We start from the raw sequence: 22,369 nt of genomic DNA, 5'->3' as shown, positions 1-22,369 counted from the left end.
AGTAGTAGCACAAAGCGACATGAAAGAGGAAAAAGATGGAATACTATTTTGCACCCATGGAGGGGATCACAGGCTACATACACAGAAATGTGCATCACAGTCTGTTTCCCGTCATATCCAAATACTTTACGGCATTTATCGCGCCGGGACAGAAGGGAAAGTTCAGCGCCAGGGAGAAAAACGATATACTCCCGGCCCACAACCAGGACATGTACACCGTGCCCCAGCTTCTCACAAACAATGCACAGGACTTTATCACCACAGCAGCGAAATTGGGGGAGATGGGCTACCGGGAGATCAATCTGAACCTGGGATGTCCCTCCCGGACCGTGGTGACCAAGTACCGGGGATCAGGATTCCTGGCAAAGCCTGCAGCGTTAGACCGGTTTTTTGAGGAGGTCTTTGCGGCCTGCCGGGAAGGGGGAGAAAGCTCCCTCCAGGAGATGGAGATTTCCGTGAAGACAAGGCTGGGCGTGGAGGAGCCGGAGGAGTTTTTCCGGCTCCTGGACATTTATAATAAGTACCCTCTGAAGGAGCTGATCATCCACCCCCGGACGCAGCAGGACTTCTACAGCGGCCCTGTCCATATGGATCTCTTTGCCTACGGTGCAGAGAACAGCCGCTGCCCGGTCTGCTACAACGGAGATATCCGGACCGGGGAGGATATGCGTGCCCTGACCAGCGCGTTCCCGGATCTGGACCGGGTGATGATCGGCAGAGGCCTTCTTGTCAACCCGGCTCTCCACCAGATGCTGCAGGGTGCAGAGATGCCGGATAAGACGGTGCTTCGGAAGTTCCACGATCAGATCTATGCGTGGTACAAAGAGGAGATGCCGGGGGCAAAGCCGGTGCTTTTCAAGATGAAGGAACTGTGGGCTTACATGGGGCAGCTGTTTGAGGGGGCGGAGAAACCCCTGAAAAAGATCCGAAAGGCAGAGAAGCTGGCGGCATACGAGGAGGCGGCCGCCTGGCTTTTTGAGAGCTGCGAGGTAAAAGACGGAGAGTACCATGCCTTGTAAGGAAGATGCGTGGGAATGAAAGATGGCTGTTGGAGCTGATGGCAGGAACGCTGTTCCTGCTGCTTCTTGCCTGGGTGTGCCTGGAAGATCTGCGGCGAAGAGAGATACCGGACAGGATAGGGGTTCTTCTCGTGGCGGCCGGCTTGTGCTGTCATATGGCGGGGATCTCTCCGCCGGGATGCGGACCGGGTCCTCTGGAATTCTCCGAGCGGCTGGCAGGTTTTTTCTGCGTCAGTATTCCTCTTGGTACAGCCGCCTGCCTGGCCCCCGGATCCTTCGGGGGCGGCGATATCAAACTCTGCGCGGCAGGAGGCTTCTTCCTGGGATGGAAGGCCATGCTGTCTGCAGGGGCGCTGGCTGTTCTGTCTGCCGGTGCCGCTGTGGCAGTATTCCTTCTTACAGGGAGGATATCCAGAAGAGAGGGGATCCCTTTTGGACCTTTTCTCTGCCTGGGCATGACGGCAGCCTTTTTCTGGGGCGAGGAACTGGCAAGGTGGTATGTGGGAAAGTAGGAGGACACAGGATGACTAAGGACAGGGGAAGAGAGAGACAGGAAGAAAAAAAGATGGAGCCAAAGAAGACGGTGCGGCTCTATACGAGGCAGAATGACAAGACACTGTATCAGCTGGAGCGGGACGGGCGGATCATCAACCAGCGCATTTACGTGGAGCTGCATTTCGGGGATATTGCACCCCTTTTTCTGGACAGCTATGACTGGTTCACGAGGAAGGCTTCTGCCATTGTGGAAAAGCCTGAGGATGTGCATGCTCCGATCTGGTGTTCGATCAGCCGTGAAAACTGTCTGCGTCCGGTTCCGGGGACGGTGGTATACGTGCTGGAGGTCCCGGAAGAGAAGGTCATCTACTTTGATGATGAGAAGTGGGACTATGTGCTGAACCGGATTTACCTTCCAAAGGACAAAGAGGACCAGGAGAAGTACAAACAGCATCTTAAGGAGCTGGGAGTTGTGAACGGGTTTGAGTTTTTTCAGGGGCGGTACAAAGGCATGTACCCGGAGGAGGAGCGGCGCATCCAGGAGAGCTGGAACCGTATCTTTGATATTGACAGGTGGTCTGTCTTTAATGTGTGCGGCAATATATGGGAAATAAGAAGAGAGTGGGTTCTTCGCATTGTACATCCGGGAGAAGATGTGCTATAATAGTAGAGCTAAACCCGGACTACAAAGGAGGAATTGGTATGAAATTAGTGATAACGATGAGCAGGCGTTACGGCACAGGAGCAAGCAGGATCGCCCAGGAACTCTCCGAGAGACTCGGCATTCCGGTCTATGACAAGGTGAATGTGGAAGAGGAGATGAGCAGCCATACCTATGACTCTGAAGTGGAAGTCATCAAGAAGCTGGCGGAAAGTCCATGCATCATTCTGGGAAGATGTGCCTCCGAGATCCTCAAGGATCGGCGCAATGCCTTCAACATCTATGTGTGTGCGGACAAGGAGGACCGGATCAAGAGGATCATGGGCAAAGAGAATCTCAGCCACGAGGAGGCGGAGCAGAAGATCGAGAAGACAGACCAGGAGAGGGCGGAGTACTATTATGAGCACACAGGGAAGACCTGGGGAGATGTGAACAACTATCACATGATCCTCAACACCTCCGACCTGGGTCTGGAGAACTGTGCGGATATTCTGATGAAGTATTTTGAGAGAAAAGAATATATCTGATAAACACTGACGAGAAGCGGCGGATGAAGATCTGCCGCTTTTTTATTTTTGTTTCTTGCTGTTTTTTGTGTGTAGCCTCTTGCAATCTTCCGAAGGCTTCTTTATAATGATGCTCGTTTGTGCATAGAAGAAGATAAAGGAGGAAAACTGGATGGAAACAGATATGACAGTTGGAAGCCCGGTCAGGGTGATCCTGAATTTTACGCTCCCTATCTTTATAGGGAATATATTTCAGCAGCTCTACAATATGGCGGACGCGGTGATCGTGGGAAAATTCGTGGGACCAAACGCCCTGGCAGCTGTGGGATCCTGCGGAACGCTCATGTTTCTGATCATCGGTTTCCTGCAGGGACTGACGGCAGGTTTTACCGTGATCACGGCCCAGCACTTTGGGGCAGGCAACAAGAAGGCTATGCGCCAGTCTGTGGCGTCGGCTTACATTTTGTCCGCTATTGTCTCTGTCATCATGACCGTGCTGAGTATGTCCATGATGAAGCAGATCCTGGGCTGGATGAACACGCCGCCGGAGATCTACAGCGAGGCTTACGGGTATATCATGGTGATCTGCGCCGGAATTGTGGCCCAGGTGCTCTACAATCTGCTGGCCAGCATCCTGCGGGCTCTGGGAAACAGCAAGGTGCCCCTCTATTTCCTCATACTGGCGGCTTTTTTGAATGTGGTTCTGGACCTTGTGTTTATCGTCGTATTCCACATGGGGGCGGCGGGGGCTGCTTACGCCACCGTCATCTCCCAGGGTGTGTCAGGCATCGCCTGTCTGATTTACATTATTAAGAAAGTGCCGGATCTGCATCTGAAAAGAGAAGACTGGAAGCTGCATCGGGATCTGTCCTTGTGGCAGATCAAGATCGGATTGCCCATGGCGCTTCAGTATTCCATCACGGCCATCGGGACTATTATGGTGCAGGCGGCTCTGAATACGCTGGGAGCCCTGTCTGTGGCCAGCTTTGCGGCGGCCAGCAAGATCGAGCAGGTGGTGAGCCAGGCCTACGTGGCCCTTGGGACGACCATGGCCACCTACTGTGCCCAGAATATGGGAGCCGGCAAGTGGGACCGCCTGAAAAAAGGGTTTTCTTCTGCCACAGTGATCGGGAGCATTTACGCCGTCATCGCGGGAGGAGCCATCTTCTTCGGAGGGAAATACCTGGTGGTCCTCTTCGTGTCTGAGCAGGTGGGGCAGATCATGGAACTGGCGGACATCTATCTGAAATGTGCCGGTGCTATGTTCATCCCTCTGGCTGTGGTCAATATATACAGAAACGGGATCCAGGGGATGGGGTACGCGCTCCTTCCCATGATGGCGGGCGTGGCGGAGCTCATCGGCAGAGGGGCGGTGGCCCTGATCTCAGCGGAGAGAGGCAGCTACCTGGGTACCTGCATGGCAAGCCCCACGGCCTGGATCCTGGCCGGCGGCCTGCTGCTGGTGATGTATGTCTGCATTATGAGATCCCGCGCCCCGAAAGGCGCTGGATCGGGAAAAAAGTAAGTTCCCTTTTTCGGGAACCTATGCTATACTTTACCTTAGATATGCACAGAAGGAAAAGCCGGATGTGCAGCGGAGTACAACAGTAAGACAAGGAGTTAAACTTTATGAAAAGAGTGTTGTTAAAGCTGAGCGGAGAGGCGCTGGCAGGTGCGAAGAAGACCGGGTTTGACGAGGAGACCTGCATCGGCGTTGCAAAGCAGGTAAAACAGATCGTGGATCAGGGATACCAGGTGGCTATCGTGACCGGAGGCGGAAATTTCTGGAGGGGCAGGACCAGCGAGACCATTGACCGGACAAAGGCAGACCAGATCGGCATGCTTGCCACCGTCATGAACTGCATCTATGTCTCCGATATCTTCCGCCATGTGGGGATGCAGACAGAGGTGTTCACCCCCTTTGTGTGCGGTGCCTTTACGACTCTGTTCTCCAAAGATAAGGCTGTGGAGGCGCTGGAGCAGGGAAAAGTCATCTTCTTTGCGGGAGGAACAGGCCATCCCTATTTCTCCACGGATACAGGGGCTGTGCTGCGGGCCATCGAGATCGAGGCCGACGCCATGCTGCTTGCCAAGGCGATAGACGGTATCTATGACAGCGATCCGAAGGTGAATCCGAATGCTGTAAAATACGATGAGATCTCTATCCAGGAGATCATAGACAAGAAGCTGATGGCAGTGGATCTGACCGCCTCCATCATGTGTCTGGAGAACAAGATGCCCATGCTGGTGTTCGGACTGAACGAGGAGAACAGCATTGTGGAGACATTATCAGGAACATTTACCGGTACAAAAGTGACCGTGTAGCAGAAAGTCATAAGGGAGGAAACCAACATGAATGAAAGACTGAAACCATACGAGGACAAGATGAAAAAGACGCTGGCGAACCTGGAGGGAGAGCTGGTGACGATCCGTGCAGGGCGTGCAAACCCCAATGTGCTCAACAAGATCACAGTGGACTACTACGGATCTCCCACACCGATTCAGCAGGTGGCCAACGTGTCTGTGCCGGAGGCCCGGATGATCCAGATCCAGCCCTGGGAGAAGAGCATGCTGAAGGTTATCGAGAAGGCTATCAACATGTCAGACATTGGTATTAATCCGACCAACGACGGTTCCTGCGTGCGCCTGATCTTCCCGGAGCTGACAGAGGAGCGCAGAAAAGAACTGGTGAAGGATGTCAAGAAAAAAGGCGAGCAGGCCAAGGTGGCTGTCCGCAACATCCGCCGGGATGGAAATGACGCTTTTAAGAAATTAAAGGGAAGCGACGTATCAGAGGATGAGATCAAAGATCTGGAAGACGACCTTCAGAAGCTTACCGACAAGTTCATCAAGGAAGTAGATAAAGCGGTGGAGAGCAAGTCAAAAGAGGTTATGACAGTTTAGCCGGAAAAAACAGAGAGAAAAGACGGGGGACGGGACATCATGTGCCCGTCCTCCCTTGTGAAGGGAGACAATGCGATGAATGTACCAAGGCATGTGGCGGTCATCCTGGACGGAAACGGACGGTGGGCCAAGTCCAAGGGGATGCCCCGCAATTATGGGCATGCGCAGGGAAGCAAGAATGTGGAGAAAATCTGCGAGGAAGCCTGGAGGATGGGGATCAAGTACCTGACTGTGTACGCCTTCTCAACAGAGAACTGGAGCCGTCCCAAGGATGAAGTAGATGCTCTTATGAAGCTTCTTCGCAACTATATGAAGACCTGTCTGAAGACGGCGGCGAAAAATGATATGAAAGTCCGGGTCATCGGCGATAAGACCCGGCTGGATGACGATATCCGCAGCCGGATCGCGGAGCTGGAGGAGGCTACAAAGAATAATGGGGGACTGAACTTTCAGATTGCCCTTAACTACGGAAGCCGGGATGAGATCGTCCGGGCAGTTCAAAGAATAGCGGCAGATGTCAGGGTAGGAAAGATGGAGCCGGAGGACATTACCTCAGAGGTCATCTCCTCCTACCTGGACACTCATGACATACCGGACCCTGATCTTCTCATCCGCACGAGCGGGGAGGAGAGGCTGTCAAATTTCCTTCTGTGGCAGCTGGCCTACTCGGAGTTCTATTTTACAGATGTGCTCTGGCCGGATTTCACAAAAGAGGATCTTGTAAAAGCCATAGAGCAGTACAATGCAAGAGACCGGCGCTACGGCGGCGTGAAGAAGAAGGAGGGTGGGGAAGATGTTTAAGACCAGACTTTTGAGCGGGATCGTGCTGGTGATCGTTCTGATCGCCACGGTGGGATACGGTGGTAATCTTCTCTTTGCGGCCCTGGCGGTGATCAGCCTGATTGGCATGAGCGAGCTCTATAAAGTAGTGGATGCGCACAAAAAGGCGCTGGGCATTACAGGCTATGTGGGGGCGGTCTGCTACTACGCCCTTCTGTATTCAGACCATATGGAGTGGATGACCGCCTTTACCATCCTTTTCCTTGTGGTGGTCATGGCAGTCTATGTGTTCACCTTCCCGGCCTTCAGGACCGAGCAGGTGATGGTGACATTCTTCGGCCTGTTCTACGTGGCAGTGATGCTCTCCTACGTGTACCAGACCCGGATGCTGCCGGAGGGAGGCACGGCGGTGTGGCTGATCTTCTTAAGCTCCTGGGGATGTGACACCTGCGCCTACTGCGTGGGCATGCTCATCGGGAAGCACAAGATGGCGCCCCGCTTAAGTCCCAAGAAATCTGTGGAAGGCGGCGTAGGAGGCGTTCTTGGCGCGGCGCTTCTTGGCGCGCTCTTTTCCCTGGCCATGAACCAGTGGGGCGGTGCGGACGTGGATCCTCTGCTCTATGCAGTGATCTGCGGTGCCGGCGGTATTATCTCTCAGATCGGGGATCTGGCTGCTTCAGCCATCAAGCGCAATCACGACGTGAAAGATTATGGAAAGCTGATCCCGGGGCACGGCGGTATCCTGGACCGGTTTGACAGCGTCATCTTTACGGCGCCGGTGATCTATTATCTGGCAGCCATGATCCGATAGGCTGAACCTTTTTGCAGGAAGGAAGATAGAAATGAAGAAAATTGCCATACTGGGTTCCACAGGCTCCATTGGCACACAGACCCTGGAGGTTGTGAGGGAAAACAGAGATATAGAAGTGACGGCACTGGCAGCGGGCAGCAATATCGATCTGCTGGAGGAGCAGATCCGGGAATTCTCGCCCTGCCTGGCTGCAGTCTGGGAGGAAGAGAAAGCGGCGGAACTGAAAAGCCGCATCCGGGATCTGGATACAAAGGTTGTATCCGGCATGGACGGACTGATTCAGGTATCAACAGAGGAAAAGGCGGATATACTTGTAACAGCTATTGTCGGTATGATCGGTATCCGCCCCACTATGGAGGCTATCCGGGCCGGAAAGGACATTGCACTGGCGAACAAGGAGACCCTGGTGACAGCGGGACATCTGATCATGCCCCTGGCCAAGGAGCGGGGCGTGTCCATCCTCCCTGTGGACAGCGAGCACAGCGCCATATTCCAGTCTCTCCAGGGAGGGCAGGAGCGGTCGCTGAAGAAGATCCTTTTGACCGCTTCCGGAGGGCCCTTCCGGGGCAGAAAGCGGGAGGAGCTTAAAGATGTGCAGGTGGAGGACGCCCTGAAGCACCCCAACTGGGAGATGGGCAGGAAGATCACCATCGACTCCTCCACCATGGTGAACAAAGGTCTGGAAGTGATCGAGGCAAAGTGGCTCTTCGGTGTGGACGTGGATCAGATCCAGGTGGTGGTCCAGCCCCAGAGTGTGGTCCATTCTATGGTGGAATACGAGGACGGAGCAGTCATTGCCCAGCTGGGGACGCCGGACATGAAGCTTCCCATCCAGTACGCCCTCTACTATCCCCGGCGGAGGTATCTGCCGGGAGAGAGACTGGATTTCTGGAGCATCGGAAAGCTGGATTTTGAGAGGCCGGATACAGATACGTTCCAGGCGCTTGAACTGGCGTACAGGGCCGGGAGGGCAGGAGGCAGCCTTCCCACTGTGTTTAACGCAGCAAATGAGATGGCTGTGGCCAAATTCCTGGACAGAAAGATCAGGTACCTGGAGATTACGGATCTGATCGGAGAGTGCATGGAGCGTCACGTAAATATTCCATCCCCCTCTCTCGACGAGATACTGGACACAGAAGCGGGCGTCTATGAATACATAAACAGCAGACTTGGCAGGAGGTAACACTTGGGTATAATCATTGCAATCTTAATCTTCAGCTTTATCATCTTTTTCCACGAACTGGGACATTTTACCCTGGCAAAGCTGAACCACATCGATGTGCAGGAGTTCTCTGTGGGCATGGGACCGGCGATCTTTACAAAAGAGTACCACGGCACCCTGTACGCAGTGCGTATCCTGCCCATCGGCGGGTACTGCGCTATGGGAGAGGACGAGGAGGCTACGGACTCTCCCACCAATTTCAACAATAAATCCGTTTGGGCCCGGATCTGTGTCATAGCGGCCGGCGCTGTCTTTAATTTTATCCTGGCTCTTATATGTGCTGTCGTCCTTATAGGGATGGCCGGTTACGACGAGCCTTTGGCAGGTGAGGTGGAAGAAGGATATCCGGCAGCGGAGGCGGGACTTCAGCCGGGAGACCGGATCGTTGAGATGAACGGCAAGAACATCCATCTTTTCAAGGAAATCCAGGTCTACAACCAGTTTCACCAGGGAGAGGACGTGGAGCTGACCTATTTAAGGGACGGGGAGGAATACACAGTCACCATCACGCCGAAATTTGATGAGGACCTCCAGTATTACAGGCTGGGCATCAGCAGCAGCGGCTACACGGCGGCGAATCCTTTGACGGCCATCCAGTACGGGGCCTACGAGGTCAAGTACTGGATCGATACCACTATTCTGAGTCTTAAGATGCTGGTGACGGGCCAGATCGGCATTGACCAGCTGTCAGGGCCTGTGGGGATCGTGGATGTGGTGGATGACACCTACCAGGAGGCCAGAAGTTACGGCGCTGCCACAGTGGCAGTCAATATGCTGAACATTGCGATCCTGATTTCCGCTAACCTGGGAGTTATGAACCTTCTGCCTCTGCCTGCTCTGGACGGAGGACGGCTTGTCTTCCTTGCCATAGAGGCGGTGCGGCGCAAGCGCATCCCGCCGGAGAAAGAGGGGTACGTCCACTTTGCAGGGATCGTGCTTCTGATGGCACTGATGGTAGTCGTTATGTTCAATGATATACAGAGAGTGTTCTTTTAGGGAGTCTGCCCCGGGGAGGGATACAGACTATAAATATATTGCAAAAAGAGGAACAGTTCCGCGTCTTGGGAGACGGATCTGCTCCTCTTTTTTTGACCTTTTGCCGGCAGAAAGATGTATTGCTAAAAAATTAACAGAAATACGAAAAACAGTTGAATTAGAGAGAAAAAAAATATATAATATAATAGGCAGAAAATTTGGTTGACTTTTTGCAATTATCTATAATCTGCATGGGAAAACCTGATTTAAATAATAATGAAAATGGAGGGCTAGGTTATGAGCAACATGGCAACAGAAAATGCAGCAAGCCGGAGAATCATGTCTCTGCTTGATGCAGGCAGCTTTGTTGAAATCGGCGGCGGCGTGACTGCCAGAGCAACTGATTTTAACATGCAGGAAACAAAAACTCCGGGAGACGGCGTCATTACCGGATACGGACTGATCGATGGAAATCTCGTCTACGTCTACAGCCAGGATGCATCTGTTCTTGGAGGATCTATCGGCGAGATGCATGCGAAGAAGATCGTGTCCGTCTACGATATGGCGATGAAGATGGGCGCGCCCGTCATCGGACTTGTGGACTGTGCGGGTATCCGTCTGCAGGAGGCGACAGATGCGCTGGACGCATTTGGACAGCTGTATCTGAAACAGACGCTGGCTTCCGGCGTTGTTCCCCAGATCACAGCGATCTTCGGAAACTGCGGCGGTGGACTGGCTGCCCTTGCCGCACTGACAGATTTCACATTTATGGAAGAGAAGAGCGCAAAACTGTTTGTGAATTCGCCCAATGCAATTCCGGGCAATACGGTCCAGAAATGCGACACATCCTCCGCGAAATTCCAGAGTGAGTCTGCAGGCCTTGTGGATGCGGTGGGAACAGAGGAGGGGATCCTCTCTGACATCCGCTCACTGATCTGTATGCTGCCGTGCAACAATGAGGAGGACGCCTCCTACGATGAGTGTACCGACGACCTGAACCGTCTGTGCGCGGATATCGAGAATGCGGCAGAAGATACATCCATAGCTCTGGCCCAGATTTCAGACAACGGTGTTGTGTTTGAGGTGAAGAAAGACTATGCGAAAGACATGGTTACCGCTTTTATCCGCCTCAACGGCATGACTGTGGGAGCTGTTGCAAACCGCTCCAAAGTATACAACGAGAATGCAGAAGTGGTGGCAGAATTCGACGGTTCTTTGTCCACAGCGGGCGCGAGAAAAGCAGCGCAGTTTGTGAAATTCTGTGACTCCTTCAATATTCCGGTTCTTACCCTGACAAATGTGACAGGCTTTGATGCTTCCAAGTGTGCGGAGAGAAACCTGGCAAGGGAGACGGCAAAGCTGATCTATGCATTTGCAGACGCAACCGTTCCGAAAGTAAATGTCATTATCGGGAAAGCTTACGGCAGCGCTTATGTGGCTATGAACAGCAAATCCATCGGCGCGGACATGGTATACGCCTGGCCGGACGCTGAGATCGGCATGATGGACGCGGACCTGGCAGCCAGGATCATGTATCCTGACGCTGACAGGACAGCCCAGAGGGAGAAGGCGGCAGATTACCGCGCCCTGCAGTCCAGCCCGGCTTCTGCAGCAGGACGGGGATATGTGGACGCCGTCATCAGCCCGGCAGAGACGCGCAAGTATATTATCGGAGCATTCGAGATGCTCTTTACCAAGAGGGAGGATCGTCCTGCCAAGAAACATGGAACAGTTTAGTGAGGTGAGACAAATTGAAGAAGAAAATTAGCTTATTATTATGCACGCTCATGGCTGTGTTTGCCCTGGCCGGATGCAGCGGCAGCGACTCGGGAGTCGAGTATGACCAGGCGGCCATAGAGGAGGCCACCGAGTTCCTCATCACCTACTGCTCCACAGCGGATGATACGACCATTGAGCAGTGGAACAGCCTCTCTGATGAGCAGCTGGAGATCCAGATGGCGCAGTCAGGTTATCCTTTCACCGGGGACAGCTTCCTTGGCTCCATGGACGCCTGGCAGGCAGGCGTGGAGGAGTGCGGAGCTTACGAGGGACACGGTGATTTCACATACGATGCCTCCCAGACAGAGCTCTCTGTGACGACTACAGCTCAGTTTGCGGACCGCGAGGCAAACCTGGAGATCATCTACAAGACAGATGTCCGCGGCAACCTGCATCTGGACAGCCTTACAGTCAGCGGTATCTACTCCATGAGCGAGATCCTGAGCAAGGCGGGATTGAACACCCTTCTTGGTATGGGAACCGTGTTTGTGGTACTGATCATCATCAGCGTGATCATCTCCCTGCTGAAATATATACCGAAACTGCAGGAGGCGTTTTCTAGAAAGAATACAAAAGCCCAGGCGGCGGAAGTTTCTGCGGCAGCAGCTCCGGAACCGGTTCAGACGGCAGTGCCGGAAGCGGCGCCCGAACCGGAGCCTGAGGATGTGACAGACGATGGCGAGCTTGTGGCAGTTATCGCAGCAGCGATAGCGGCATCGGAAGAAGTACCGGCAGACGGCTTTATCGTGAGAAGCATCAGACGTCGGAAATCAAATAAATGGATGTAAGTATAACCGGATCAGGAGGATATAAAAATGAAAAATTACACAATCACAGTAAATGGAAATGTATACGATGTAACGGTTGAGGAGAAAGCAGCAGGAGCAGCGCCGGCAGCGGCAGCAGCACCGGCAGCGGCACCGAAAGCAGCAGCGCCGGCACCGAAGGCACCTGCGGCAGCACCCGCACCGAAAGCGGCAGCAGGGGCAGGCTCCATCCAGGTGAAGGCAGGAGCGGCCGGAAAAGTATTCAAGATCGAAGCCAATGTAGGTCAGGCCGTAAAGCGCGGTGACGCTGTTATCATCATTGAGGCTATGAAAATGGAGATCCCCATCGTGGCACCCGAGGACGGAACCGTTGCCAGCATCGATGTGGCTGTAGGCGATGCCGTTGAGGCAGGCGCAGTTCTGGCTACATTGAACTAGGCGGCTAAGATGCCGTTCTGACGGAAACTTTTGAAACACGACTGGAGGTTAAAAAATGGATTATATTATAACGACCTTGGGAAACCTCGTGCAGCAGACAGCCTTCCTCAACCTTACATGGGGAAATCTGGTCATGATCGCTGTTGCATGTTTTTTCCTCTATCTTGCAATCAGACATGGATTTGAACCTCTGCTGCTCGTGCCTATTGCCTTCGGTATGCTGCTTGTCAATATCTATCCGGATATTATGCTGCATGCAGAGGACGCGGCCAACGGCACAGGAGGACTTCTCTATTATTTCTACGTACTGGATGAGTGGTCCATCCTTCCGTCACTGATCTTCCTCGGCGTGGGAGCCATGACGGACTTCGGACCGCTGATCGCCAACCCCAAGAGCTTTCTTCTGGGAGCGGCAGCACAGTTCGGTATTTTCGCCGCTTACCTTGGCGCTATGGCCATGGGATTTTCCGACAAGGCGGCTGCCGCTATCGCCATCATCGGCGGTGCGGACGGACCGACGTCCATCTTCCTTGCCGGAAAGCTGCAGCAGACAGCAATCCTTGGCCCTATTGCCGTGGCAGCTTACTCTTACATGGCGCTGGTTCCTATCATTCAGCCGCCGGTAATGAAACTTCTGACAACAGAAAAAGAAAGAAAGATCAAGATGGAGCAGCTTCGTCCTGTATCCAAGCTGGAGAGGATCCTCTTCCCCATCATTGTTACCATCGTGGTATGTATGATCCTTCCTACCACAGCACCTCTCGTAGGTATGCTCATGCTTGGTAACCTGTTCCGCGAGTGCGGTGTGGTAAGACAGCTTACAGAGACAGCTTCCAATGCACTGATGTACATTGTAGTTATCCTTCTTGGTACATCCGTCGGCGCTACAACAAGTGCAGAGGCATTCCTTAATCTGGATACACTGAAGATCGTGGCCCTCGGACTGATCGCTTTTATCTTCGGTACAGCGGCAGGTGTCCTGCTCGGAAAACTGATGTGCGTGCTTACCGGAGGAAAGGTCAATCCGCTGATCGGATCAGCCGGCGTGTCAGCCGTGCCTATGGCGGCCAGAGTATCCCAGAAAGTGGGTGCGGAGTACGATCCAACCAACTTCCTTCTCATGCATGCCATGGGACCGAACGTGGCCGGAGTTATCGGTACGGCGGTAGTCGCCGGAACCTTTATGGCAATCTTCGGAGTTATGTAAGACCGGATTTCCGGTCTGCATGACAGCCGGACCCGGCAATTTGAATAGAATATAATGGAGGAAGAAATAATGGCAGAAATTCAGAAAAAACCAGTGAAAATAACAGAAACCATTCTGCGGGATGCACACCAGTCTCTGATCGCCACACGTATGACAACAGAGCAGATGCTGCCCATTATCGATAAAATGGATAAGGTCGGCTACCATTCCGTGGAGTGCTGGGGCGGCGCTACATTTGACGCGTCCCTCCGCTTCCTGAAGGAAGATCCCTGGGACAGACTTCGCAAGTTCAGGGATGGATTTAAAAACACAAAGCTTCAGATGCTTTTCAGAGGACAGAACATCCTGGGATACCGTCCCTACGCAGATGACGTGGTAGAGTACTTCGTACAGAAATCCGTGGCAAACGGCATTGATATCATCCGTATCTTTGACTGTATGAATGATCTCCGCAACCTGCAGACTGCGGTCAAGGCGGCAAACAAGGAGAAAGCGGACGCACAGGTGGCCCTTTCCTACACACTGGGAGATGCCTACACAATGGACTACTGGGTAGACATCGCCAAGAGAATTGAGGATATGGGTGCCAATTCCATCTGTATCAAGGACATGGCAGGTCTGCTTCTGCCCTACGAGGCTACAAAGCTGATCGGAGCACTGAAAGAGGCAGTGGATCTCCCAATTCAGCTTCACACCCACTACACATCAGGCGTGGCTTCCATGACTTACCTGAAAGCAGTGGAGGCAGGTGTGGACGTCATCGACACAGCGATGTCTCCGTTCGCCCTGGGAACATCCCAGCCGGCCACAGAGGTTATGGTGGAGACCTTCCGCGGAACACCTTACGATACAGGACTGGACCAGAAGCTTCTGGCGGAGATCGCGGACTATTTCCGTCCTATCAGAGATGAGGCTCTGGACAGCGGACTTCTCAATCCGAAGAACCTTGGCGTCAACATCAAGACACTTCTGTACCAGGTACCCGGAGGTATGCTCTCCAACCTTACATCCCAGCTTAAAGAGCAGGGCGCTGAGGATAAGTACTACGAGGTCCTGGAAGAAGTGCCGAGAGTCCGCAAGGATCTGGGCGAGCCACCTCTTGTTACACCTTCCTCACAGATCGTGGGAACACAGGCTGTGTTCAATGTGCTGATGGGAGAGCGCTACAAGATGGCCACAAAAGAGACAAAGGACGTCCTGAGCGGAAAATACGGTGCTACTGTTAAACCGTTCAACCCGGATGTGGTTAAGAAGGTTCTCGGAGATAATCCGGAAGTTATCACATGCCGCCCGGCAGATCTGATCCCGGATGAGCTGGATACGCTTAGAAAAGAGTGTGAGCAGTGGATCCAGCAGGATGAGGACGTGCTGACATACGCCCTCTTCCCGCAGGTGGCAACAGACTTCTTCAAATACAGGGAAGCACAGCAGACAAAGATCGATCCTGTTGTTGCGGATACAGAAAGCGGAAGCTATCCTGTATAACAGGGCAACGGAGGATCGTGTAAGAAAGAAATAGTGGACAGACAGACTGCCGGCAGATCATGGGATCTGCCGCGGCCTGTCTGCTTTTTTATACATGGCTATACATTGAAGACTGTTTCTCTTCAGGTGAGCTCCGCGATCCGGGATACGCCCACGTAGATTTCGGAAATTTTATACCAGGTGGAATAATCTGTAATCCCTGTCTGTGGCAGCCCGAAGACTCCCTGGAACTGCCGCACTGCCTCAGCCGTGGCAGGTCCGTAAATGCCGTCTGCGTTAAGTGTGGGGAGAGCTGGATAGGCTCCGGCAATAACATTCAGTTGCTCCTGGAGTTGACGGACTTTCGCTCCGGTGGAGCCGATTTCCAGATTGTAGCCGGGCCAGGAGGAGGGAATGCCGGAGATGGCCTCTGCGGTGTTAATGTACATGTCATCCCCGTAGTAGTAGCGTAGGATCTCAATGGGAGAGTAGCCCTGGTCTCCCAGAGATTTTGATCCCCACTGGGTCATCCAGTTTGGACACTGTACCTGGCGCCCGTCGCAGTACTGGGTCAGGATGGGCTGGCGCACATTGGGGCGGGACAGGTAATCCGCAAAGAGCTCATCCACGATGACGGAGATGGTATCATAGATATTCCGTTCCGGGATCCACTTGTGGTCAAAGGCTGTGGAAGAGGTGATGGTGAAATCAAATCCCTGATTCCTGTACCACTCTGTATAAACCCGATTCAAGGTGAAGGACATGATGGCCAGCACATTGGCCCGGATGGTGTTGGCGGGCCAGGTGGCGTAGATCTCGCTGGAGGCCACATTTTTGATGTAGTCCTTGTATTTCACATAGTAATTCCGGGCCGTGCTGTCCCTGGGGCTGCCGTCGTGGACCACGATGTACTCCGGCACCACCACTCGGCTTAAGACGATCTCCCCGGTCTCATTTACCGGCTTGATCTCATCCTCCGGGATTTTGGGAGGATAGTTCCCGTAGAGAGTGTGGGCTGGGATGACAAAGCGCTCCTCCCGCCTGTCTGTGGAGTCGGAGGGACGCATCCTTATGTTCTGGATGGCAGTCACATCTCCCAGGATCTCGGCCCCTGCTATGCTGACTGTCTCAAATCCCGGGGCGCTGGCGAGGATAGTGTACTCGGAGTAGGGCTGCTCGTCAGAATTGACATCTAAGCTGTACTCCACGGGCGGCGCGTCCAGCTCCAGTGTCTCTGTCTGGCCGGAGCTGTCCGTGGAAGTCTCCTCCAGTATGTTGTCGGGGATGCCGGTGTAGGAGATGCGGATGTCGGCGCCGGAGACCGGATACCCGTTTATTTCTGAGGTGACGTTGATCTTCAGTTTTCCTATGGAAGAAGGCATAGTGAACCTCCCGGCACAATGGTTTTGTCAGTGTCAGTATATGAGGGGAAAATCAGATTGTGAAAAAAAGAAAATTTTCATATACTATATGTGGATACGAAAAAGCCGGCTGTGCCGGCCCGCAGGATTTTTTGACAGGAGTTTGGCTATATGGATAGAAGAAAGAGAAAGAGAGGATGCGGGGTGCTCTGCCTGCTCCTGGCGGCTGCCGCCGGAGCGGTCCTCTTTGGCTGCAGGGACAGCATTGCCGCCCTTTTAAGAGCGCAGCAGGAGAAGATCATGGAGACGGCAGCCCTGGAGGATGCGTCCACAGAGGACGGCGGACAGGAGCAGGCCGGGGCAGGAGAGGGAAGCGCGGTGTCCGGGGAGCCTTCCGGGACAGAAAAGTACTACTTTCAGCAGCTGGATGAGAGGGAGAGGGAGGTCTACGGGAAGATACGGGATGGACTTCTGGCCTTTCAGGAGGAGATAGAGCTGGAGGACGCGTCCACGGAGGAGATAGACCGTCTGTACGGCCTGGTCATGAAGGACTACCCGGAAATATTCTGGTGCGACGGGGCCGGCAGCGTGGTGACGAGCAGCGCCTCCTTTGGACTTTCCGGCCGCAGCGCCGCACTGCGGCCGGAGTACAACTGCTCGGAGGAGGAAAAGGAGGAGCGCCGGAGCCGGATAGAGGCGGAGGCGGACCAGTGTCTGTCAGGGATAGACAGCCAGGCAGGTGATTACGATAAGATCCTGTACGTGTACGAGTATGTGATAGGCGGCGTGGAGTATGACCTGTCAGCACCGGACAATCAGAATATTTACAGCGTGTTTGTGGGGAGGCACTCGGTGTGCGCCGGCTACGCCAAGGCGGTGCAGTATCTTTTGGAGAGGCTGGGCGTGTTCTGCACCTACGTCAGCGGCACGGCCGTCTCCCGGTCAGGGGAGGGCGGCCACGCCTGGAACCTGGCCAGGTGCGAGGGACAGTACTGCTATGTGGATGCCACCTGGGGAGACCCGGTCTACCTCCAGGAGGGCCGGGAAGAGGACCAGGAGGCGCAGGAGAGTCCGGAGATCGCCTACGATTACCTGTGCTGCGATGACACACAGCTCTTCCGGACCCATACGCCGGACAGCGACCAGGAGCTCCCGGCCTGCAGTACCATGGCCTACAATTACTATGTGGTGAACGGCATGTACTATGAGACCTACGATCCGGAGACCATCCTGCAGGCTATGAACCGTTCCATCGCAGCAGGAGAAGGGATGACTGTGCTGAAGTTTTCAGGGCCGGAGGTGTACCGGGAAGCCAGGGAGGAAGTGCTGACGGACTTGGCCGACAGGGCAGCCCGGAACCTGGCTCACCTGTACGGTATCGGCACGGTGAGATACTCCTACCGGGACGATGACAGCCTTGACAAGATAACCATGTACTGGGACTACGAATAAAATGTATTTTATCGGTTGAAAATTGTCCTGATCTGTAGTATAATCTTTACAATTTGTGGAGACATGATTTGTCGCTGGGGAGAAATGTAGAAAGGCAGTTGTGCTTGCACATACTGCCTTTTATTTCGCCCGGAAACATGCGGGCGCTTCAGCTGGCAGAACAATCTTCGCATATTACATGAAAACATTGTGAAGGGAAAAGGTGAATAAATGAAAGCGTTTCTTATTTTGGAAGACGGAACTGTCTTTACGGGAACCAGCATTGGATCTACGAGAGACATGATCAGTGAAATTGTATTTAATACCTCCATGACAGGCTATCTGGAGGTGCTGACTGACCCTTCTTACGCAGGACAGGCCGTAGTTATGACCTATCCATTGATTGGAAATTACGGAATTACACCGGACATGGAGTCAAAGAAAGCATGGCCGGACGGTTACATCGTAAGAGAATTATCGAGAATGCCAAGCAACTTCCGCTGCGAGGGAACCATCCAGGACTTCTTAAAGGAGCAGGATATCCCGGGCATCGCAGGAATTGATACCCGCGCCCTCACCAAGATCCTGAGGGAAAAGGGAACCATGAACGGTATGATCACTACCAATGAAAACTTTGATCTGGATGAGATCCTTCCGAAACTTCATGCGTACACAGTGGGAGATGTTGTGTCAAAGGTTACATGCCAGGAACCATATGTGCTGGAAGGAAATGGACCGAGGGTGGCGCTGATGGATTTCGGAGCCAAGAACAATATCGCAAAGTCCCTCAACAAGAGAGGCTGCCAGGTGACCATCTATCCGGCAGACACGACCGCTGAGGAGATCATCGCCTCCAGGCCGGACGGCATCATGCTCTCCAACGGCCCCGGGGACCCGGAGACCTGCACGGAGATCATCGGGCAGATCAAAAAGCTCTACGAGACAGATATCCCCATCTTTGCCATCTGTCTGGGACACCAGCTTATGGCTCTTGCCAATGGGGCAAAGACATACAAACTGAAATATGGTCACAGAGGCGGCAATCATCCGGTGAAGGATCTGACAAACAACCGGGTGTACATCTCCTCCCAGAATCACGGCTACGCGGTGGATGCCTCCACCATTGACCCGGCCATCGCAAAAGAGGCCTTTGTCAATGTCAACGACGGCACAAACGAGGGACTTTCCTATGTAGGAAAGAATATTTTCACTGTGCAGTTCCATCCGGAAGCATGTCCGGGACCACAGGACTCCGGGTATCTGTTTGACAGGTTTATGGATATGATGAAAGGAGCAAACTAATGCCTAGAAATAAAGATATTAAAAAAGTACTGGTTATCGGTTCCGGTCCGATCGTCATCGGGCAGGCGGCAGAATTTGACTATGCGGGAACACAGGCCTGCCGTTCTCTGAAAGAGGAAGGCCTGGAGGTTGTCCTTCTCAACTCAAACCCTGCCACCATCATGACAGACAAGGATATTGCGGACCGCGTCTACATCGAGCCTCTGACAGTGGAAGTGGTGGAGCAGCTCATCCTGAAGGAGAAGCCGGACAGCGTCCTTCCCACTCTGGGCGGACAGGCAGCTCTGAACCTGGCCATGGAGCTGGAGGAGAACGGCTTCCTGAAGAGAAACAATGTGCGCCTCATCGGTACCACATCCGAGACCATCAAGAAGGCGGAGGACCGTCTGGAGTTCAAGACCACCATGGAGAAGATCGGCGAGCCATGTGCGGCTTCCCTTGTGGTGGAGAACGTGGAGGATGGTATCAAGTTCGCAGAGAAGATAGGCTACCCGGTAGTCCTGCGCCCCGCCTACACGCTGGGCGGCAGCGGCGGCGGTATCGCCCACGACAGAGAGCAGCTTGTGGAGATCCTGGAAAACGGACTTCGCCTCTCCCGCGTGGGACAGGTCCTTGTGGAGCGCTGCATCGCGGGTTGGAAAGAGATTGAGTACGAGGTGATGCGGGATGGCAACGGCAACTGCATCACGGTATGTAATATGGAAAACATTGACCCGGTCGGCGTGCACACAGGCGACAGTATCGTAGTGGCTCCCTCTCAGACACTGGGGGACAAGGAGTACCAGATGCTCCGTACCTCAGCCCTGAACATCATCAGCGAGCTGAACATCACCGGTGGATGTAACGTGCAGTATGCCCTGCACCCGGATACATTTGAATACTGCGTTATCGAGGTAAATCCCCGTGTCAGCCGTTCTTCTGCCCTGGCTTCCAAGGCAACAGGCTATCCCATAGCCAAGGTGGCGGCCAAGATCGCTCTTGGATACACCCTGGATGAGATCAAGAATGCAGTTACACAGAAGACATACGCAAGCTTCGAGCCCATGCTGGACTACTGCGTGGTGAAGATGCCCCGTCTTCCGTTTGATAAATTCATCAGCGCAAAGCGTACGCTGACAACCCAGATGAAGGCCACAGGAGAGGTCATGAGTATCTGTGACAACTTCGAGGGCGCCCTCATGAAGGCCATCCGCTCCCTGGAGCAGCATGTGGACAGCCTTATGTCCTACGACTTCACGGCCCTTACAAAAGAGGAACTGCTGGAGAAGCTGGAGATCGTGGACGACCGCCGTATCTGGATGATCGCGGAGGCACTGAGAAAAGGCATCTCCTACGATGAGATCAACAGGATCACAAAGATTGACAAATGGTTCATCGACAAGATCGCCCGCCTGGTAGAGATGGAGCAGACACTGAAGACAACACCTCTGTCAGCAGACATCTTAAAAGAGGCAAAGAGAATGGAGTTCCCGGACAATGTGATCGCAGACCTGACCGGAAACACAGAGCGTCAGATCCATGACATGCGCCACGAGTACGGCATTACTGCTTCCTACAAGATGGTTGACACCTGCGCGGCTGAGTTTGCGGCTGCCACACCGTACTACTACTCTGTATACGGAAGCGAAAATGAGGTGGAGGAGACAAAGGGACGCAAGAAAGTCCTTGTCCTCGGTTCCGGCCCCATCCGTATCGGACAGGGGATCGAGTTCGACTTCTGCTCCGTGCACTGTACATGGGCTTTCTCCAAAGAAGGATATGAGACCATCATCGTCAACAACAACCCGGAGACAGTTAGTACAGACTTTGACATTGCAGACAAGCTGTATTTTGAGCCTCTCACACCGGAGGATGTGGAGAGCATCGTGGATCTGGAGAAACCGGACGGCGCCGTGGTACAGTTCGGCGGCCAGACAGCCATCAAGCTGACAGAAGCTCTCATGAAGATGGGCGTGCCCATCCTTGGTACATCCGCAGAGAACGTGGACGCGGCAGAGGACAGGGAGCTCTTTGACGAGATCCTGGAGAAATGCGGTATCCCGCGCCCAACAGGCGGCACGGTGTTTACTGCTGAGGAGGCAAAAGAGGTTGCCAACCGCCTTGGTTATCCTGTGCTGGTACGTCCTTCCTACGTACTTGGCGGACAGGGCATGCAGATCGCCATCAACGACCATGACATAGATGAGTTTATCGGTATCATCAACCGGATCGCTCAGGATCACCCCATCCTGGTAGACAAGTATCTCCAGGGCAAGGAGATCGAGGTGGACGCTGTCTGCGACGGAGAGGACATCCTCATACCGGGTATCATGGAGCATATTGAGAGAGCGGGTATCCACTCCGGAGACAGTATCTCCGTCTATCCGGCGCAGAGCATTTCCGAGAAGACAAAGAAGACCATCGAGGAGTACACCAGGAAGCTGGCCCAGTCCCTCCATGTCATCGGACTGATCAACATCCAGTTCATCGTGTGCGGGGAGGACGTGTACGTCATCGAGGTCAACCCCAGGTCCAGCCGTACCGTTCCCTACATCAGCAAGGTGACAGGCATCCCCATCGTGCCGCTGGCAACAAAGGTGATCATCGGACACAAGCTGAAGGACCTGGGCTACACCCCGGGACTGCAGAAGGAGGCAGACTACTTTGCCATCAAGATGCCGGTATTCTCCTTTGAGAAGATCCGGGGCGCTGATATTAGCCTCGGACCTGAGATGAAGTCCACAGGAGAGTGCCTGGGTATCGCAAAGACCTTTGACGAGGCCCTCTACAAGGCATTCCTGGGAGCCGGCATCAAGCTGCCGAAGCACAAGAACATGATCATCACCGTCCGGGATGAGGATAAGCCGGAGGCTGTGGAGATCGGACGCCGCTTTGAGAAGATCGGTTACAAGATCTTCGCCACAAGGAGCACAGCCGAGGCCCTGCAGGCCGGAGGCGTGAAGGCCGTTCCCGTGAACAAGATAGAGCAGGAGTCACCCAACCTTATGGATCTGATACTGGGACACAAGATCGACCTTGTCATCGACACGCCGCCTCAGGGGGCGGACAGGGCAAGGGATGGCTTTGTGATCCGCAGGAACGCCATCGAGACAGGCGTCAACGTGCTGACAGCCATCGACACGGCGGAGGCCCTCATCACCAGTCTGGAGAACACGGACATCAAGAAGCTGACCCTCATCGACATTGCGAAGATTTAGGAGAGGGCCAGATAAGAGAGGAAGAAATAAAAAAACGGGCAGGAATATCA

At 53.7% G+C, this 22,369-nt stretch carries 20 protein-coding genes; 19 read left to right on the top strand and 1 reads right to left on the bottom strand.

Features of this window, described 5'->3' with window-relative positions; all coding sequences use genetic code 11:
• Positions 1-35: 35 nt before the first annotated feature.
• The 16 genes from Q5911_RS01465 (at position 36) to Q5911_RS01390 (ending at position 15,049) form a co-directional block, all read left to right on the top strand.
• Positions 36-1,019, top strand: a complete 984-nt coding sequence (locus Q5911_RS01465) for a tRNA dihydrouridine synthase (protein WP_303180416.1) — start codon at positions 36-38, stop codon at positions 1,017-1,019.
• A 5-nt stretch (positions 1,020-1,024) separates the two neighbouring features.
• Positions 1,025-1,531, top strand: a complete 507-nt coding sequence (locus tag Q5911_RS01460) for a prepilin peptidase (protein WP_303180415.1) — start codon at positions 1,025-1,027, stop codon at positions 1,529-1,531.
• 11 nt (positions 1,532-1,542) lie between these two features.
• The gene (locus Q5911_RS01455) at positions 1,543-2,178 is read left to right on the top strand and encodes a DUF3841 domain-containing protein (protein ID WP_303180412.1); all 636 of its coding nucleotides are present in this window, start codon (positions 1,543-1,545) and stop codon (positions 2,176-2,178) included.
• 38 nt (positions 2,179-2,216) lie between these two features.
• On the top strand, positions 2,217-2,702 hold the full coding sequence (locus Q5911_RS01450) for a cytidylate kinase-like family protein (RefSeq protein WP_076777964.1): 486 nt from the start codon (positions 2,217-2,219) through the stop codon (positions 2,700-2,702).
• 151 nt (positions 2,703-2,853) lie between these two features.
• A complete protein-coding gene (locus Q5911_RS01445) occupies positions 2,854-4,206 on the top strand; it encodes an MATE family efflux transporter (RefSeq protein WP_303180410.1) in 1,353 nt (450 codons plus the stop codon).
• A 104-nt stretch (positions 4,207-4,310) separates the two neighbouring features.
• A complete protein-coding gene (pyrH, locus tag Q5911_RS01440; RefSeq protein WP_076777962.1) occupies positions 4,311-5,006 on the top strand; it encodes a UMP kinase in 696 nt (231 codons plus the stop codon).
• Positions 5,007-5,033: 27 nt separating this feature from the next.
• Positions 5,034-5,585, top strand: coding sequence for a ribosome recycling factor (gene frr, locus Q5911_RS01435; protein ID WP_076777961.1), 552 nt, complete (start codon positions 5,034-5,036; stop codon positions 5,583-5,585).
• Between the two features lie 75 nt (positions 5,586-5,660).
• A complete protein-coding gene (locus Q5911_RS01430) occupies positions 5,661-6,386 on the top strand; it encodes an isoprenyl transferase (protein WP_076780926.1) in 726 nt (241 codons plus the stop codon).
• Complete coding sequence (locus Q5911_RS01425; RefSeq protein ID WP_303180406.1) at positions 6,379-7,176, top strand: phosphatidate cytidylyltransferase; 798 nt, start codon at positions 6,379-6,381, stop codon at positions 7,174-7,176. The genes Q5911_RS01430 and Q5911_RS01425 overlap by 8 nt, the downstream gene beginning before the upstream one ends.
• Positions 7,177-7,207: 31 nt before the next feature.
• On the top strand, positions 7,208-8,359 hold the full coding sequence (locus Q5911_RS01420) for a 1-deoxy-D-xylulose-5-phosphate reductoisomerase (RefSeq protein WP_303180404.1): 1,152 nt from the start codon (positions 7,208-7,210) through the stop codon (positions 8,357-8,359).
• A gap of 3 nt (positions 8,360-8,362) precedes the next feature.
• A complete protein-coding gene (gene rseP, locus Q5911_RS01415; protein WP_076777958.1) occupies positions 8,363-9,394 on the top strand; it encodes an RIP metalloprotease RseP in 1,032 nt (343 codons plus the stop codon).
• 276 nt (positions 9,395-9,670) lie between these two features.
• Positions 9,671-11,110 carry an acyl-CoA carboxylase subunit beta gene (locus Q5911_RS01410; RefSeq protein WP_303180402.1) on the top strand — a complete coding sequence of 480 codons (1,440 nt, stop codon included), beginning with the start codon at positions 9,671-9,673 and terminating at the stop codon, positions 11,108-11,110.
• A 14-nt stretch (positions 11,111-11,124) separates the two neighbouring features.
• Entirely contained in the window at positions 11,125-11,940 is an 816-nt protein-coding gene (locus Q5911_RS01405; RefSeq protein WP_303180401.1) for an OadG family transporter subunit, read from the top strand.
• 27 nt (positions 11,941-11,967) lie between these two features.
• The gene (locus Q5911_RS01400; protein WP_303180399.1) at positions 11,968-12,357 is read left to right on the top strand and encodes a biotin/lipoyl-containing protein; all 390 of its coding nucleotides are present in this window, start codon (positions 11,968-11,970) and stop codon (positions 12,355-12,357) included.
• 55 nt (positions 12,358-12,412) lie between these two features.
• Positions 12,413-13,564, top strand: coding sequence for a sodium ion-translocating decarboxylase subunit beta (locus Q5911_RS01395; RefSeq protein WP_303180397.1), 1,152 nt, complete (start codon positions 12,413-12,415; stop codon positions 13,562-13,564).
• Between the two features lie 69 nt (positions 13,565-13,633).
• On the top strand, positions 13,634-15,049 hold the full coding sequence (locus Q5911_RS01390) for an oxaloacetate decarboxylase subunit alpha (RefSeq protein ID WP_281725184.1): 1,416 nt from the start codon (positions 13,634-13,636) through the stop codon (positions 15,047-15,049).
• A gap of 122 nt (positions 15,050-15,171) precedes the next feature.
• Here the strand turns inward: Q5911_RS01390 and Q5911_RS01385 are convergent, their stop codons facing one another.
• Entirely contained in the window at positions 15,172-16,410 is a 1,239-nt protein-coding gene (locus Q5911_RS01385) for a peptidoglycan-binding protein (protein ID WP_303180393.1), read from the bottom strand.
• Between the two features lie 150 nt (positions 16,411-16,560).
• Here Q5911_RS01385 and Q5911_RS01380 point away from each other — a divergent pair, with 150 nt between their 5' ends.
• From Q5911_RS01380 to carB, 3 genes are all read left to right on the top strand, one after another.
• The gene (locus Q5911_RS01380; RefSeq protein WP_303180391.1) at positions 16,561-17,841 is read left to right on the top strand and encodes a transglutaminase domain-containing protein; all 1,281 of its coding nucleotides are present in this window, start codon (positions 16,561-16,563) and stop codon (positions 17,839-17,841) included.
• Positions 17,842-18,051: 210 nt separating this feature from the next.
• Positions 18,052-19,122: a carbamoyl phosphate synthase small subunit gene (locus Q5911_RS01375; protein ID WP_076777950.1), complete on the top strand. Its 1,071-nt coding sequence runs from the start codon at positions 18,052-18,054 to the stop codon at positions 19,120-19,122.
• Positions 19,122-22,319 (top strand): carbamoyl-phosphate synthase large subunit, encoded by a 3,198-nt coding sequence (gene carB / locus Q5911_RS01370; protein WP_087172817.1) that lies wholly within the window; start codon positions 19,122-19,124, stop codon positions 22,317-22,319. Before Q5911_RS01375 ends, carB begins: the two co-directional genes overlap by 1 nt.
• Positions 22,320-22,369 lie beyond the last annotated feature (50 nt).

It is taken from the genome of Lachnoclostridium phocaeense (genome assembly GCF_959599685.1).
GTDB classification, from domain to species: domain Bacteria; phylum Bacillota; class Clostridia; order Lachnospirales; family Lachnospiraceae; genus Claveliimonas; species Claveliimonas monacensis.
This window is presented reverse-complemented; position numbering and strand designations above follow the sequence as displayed.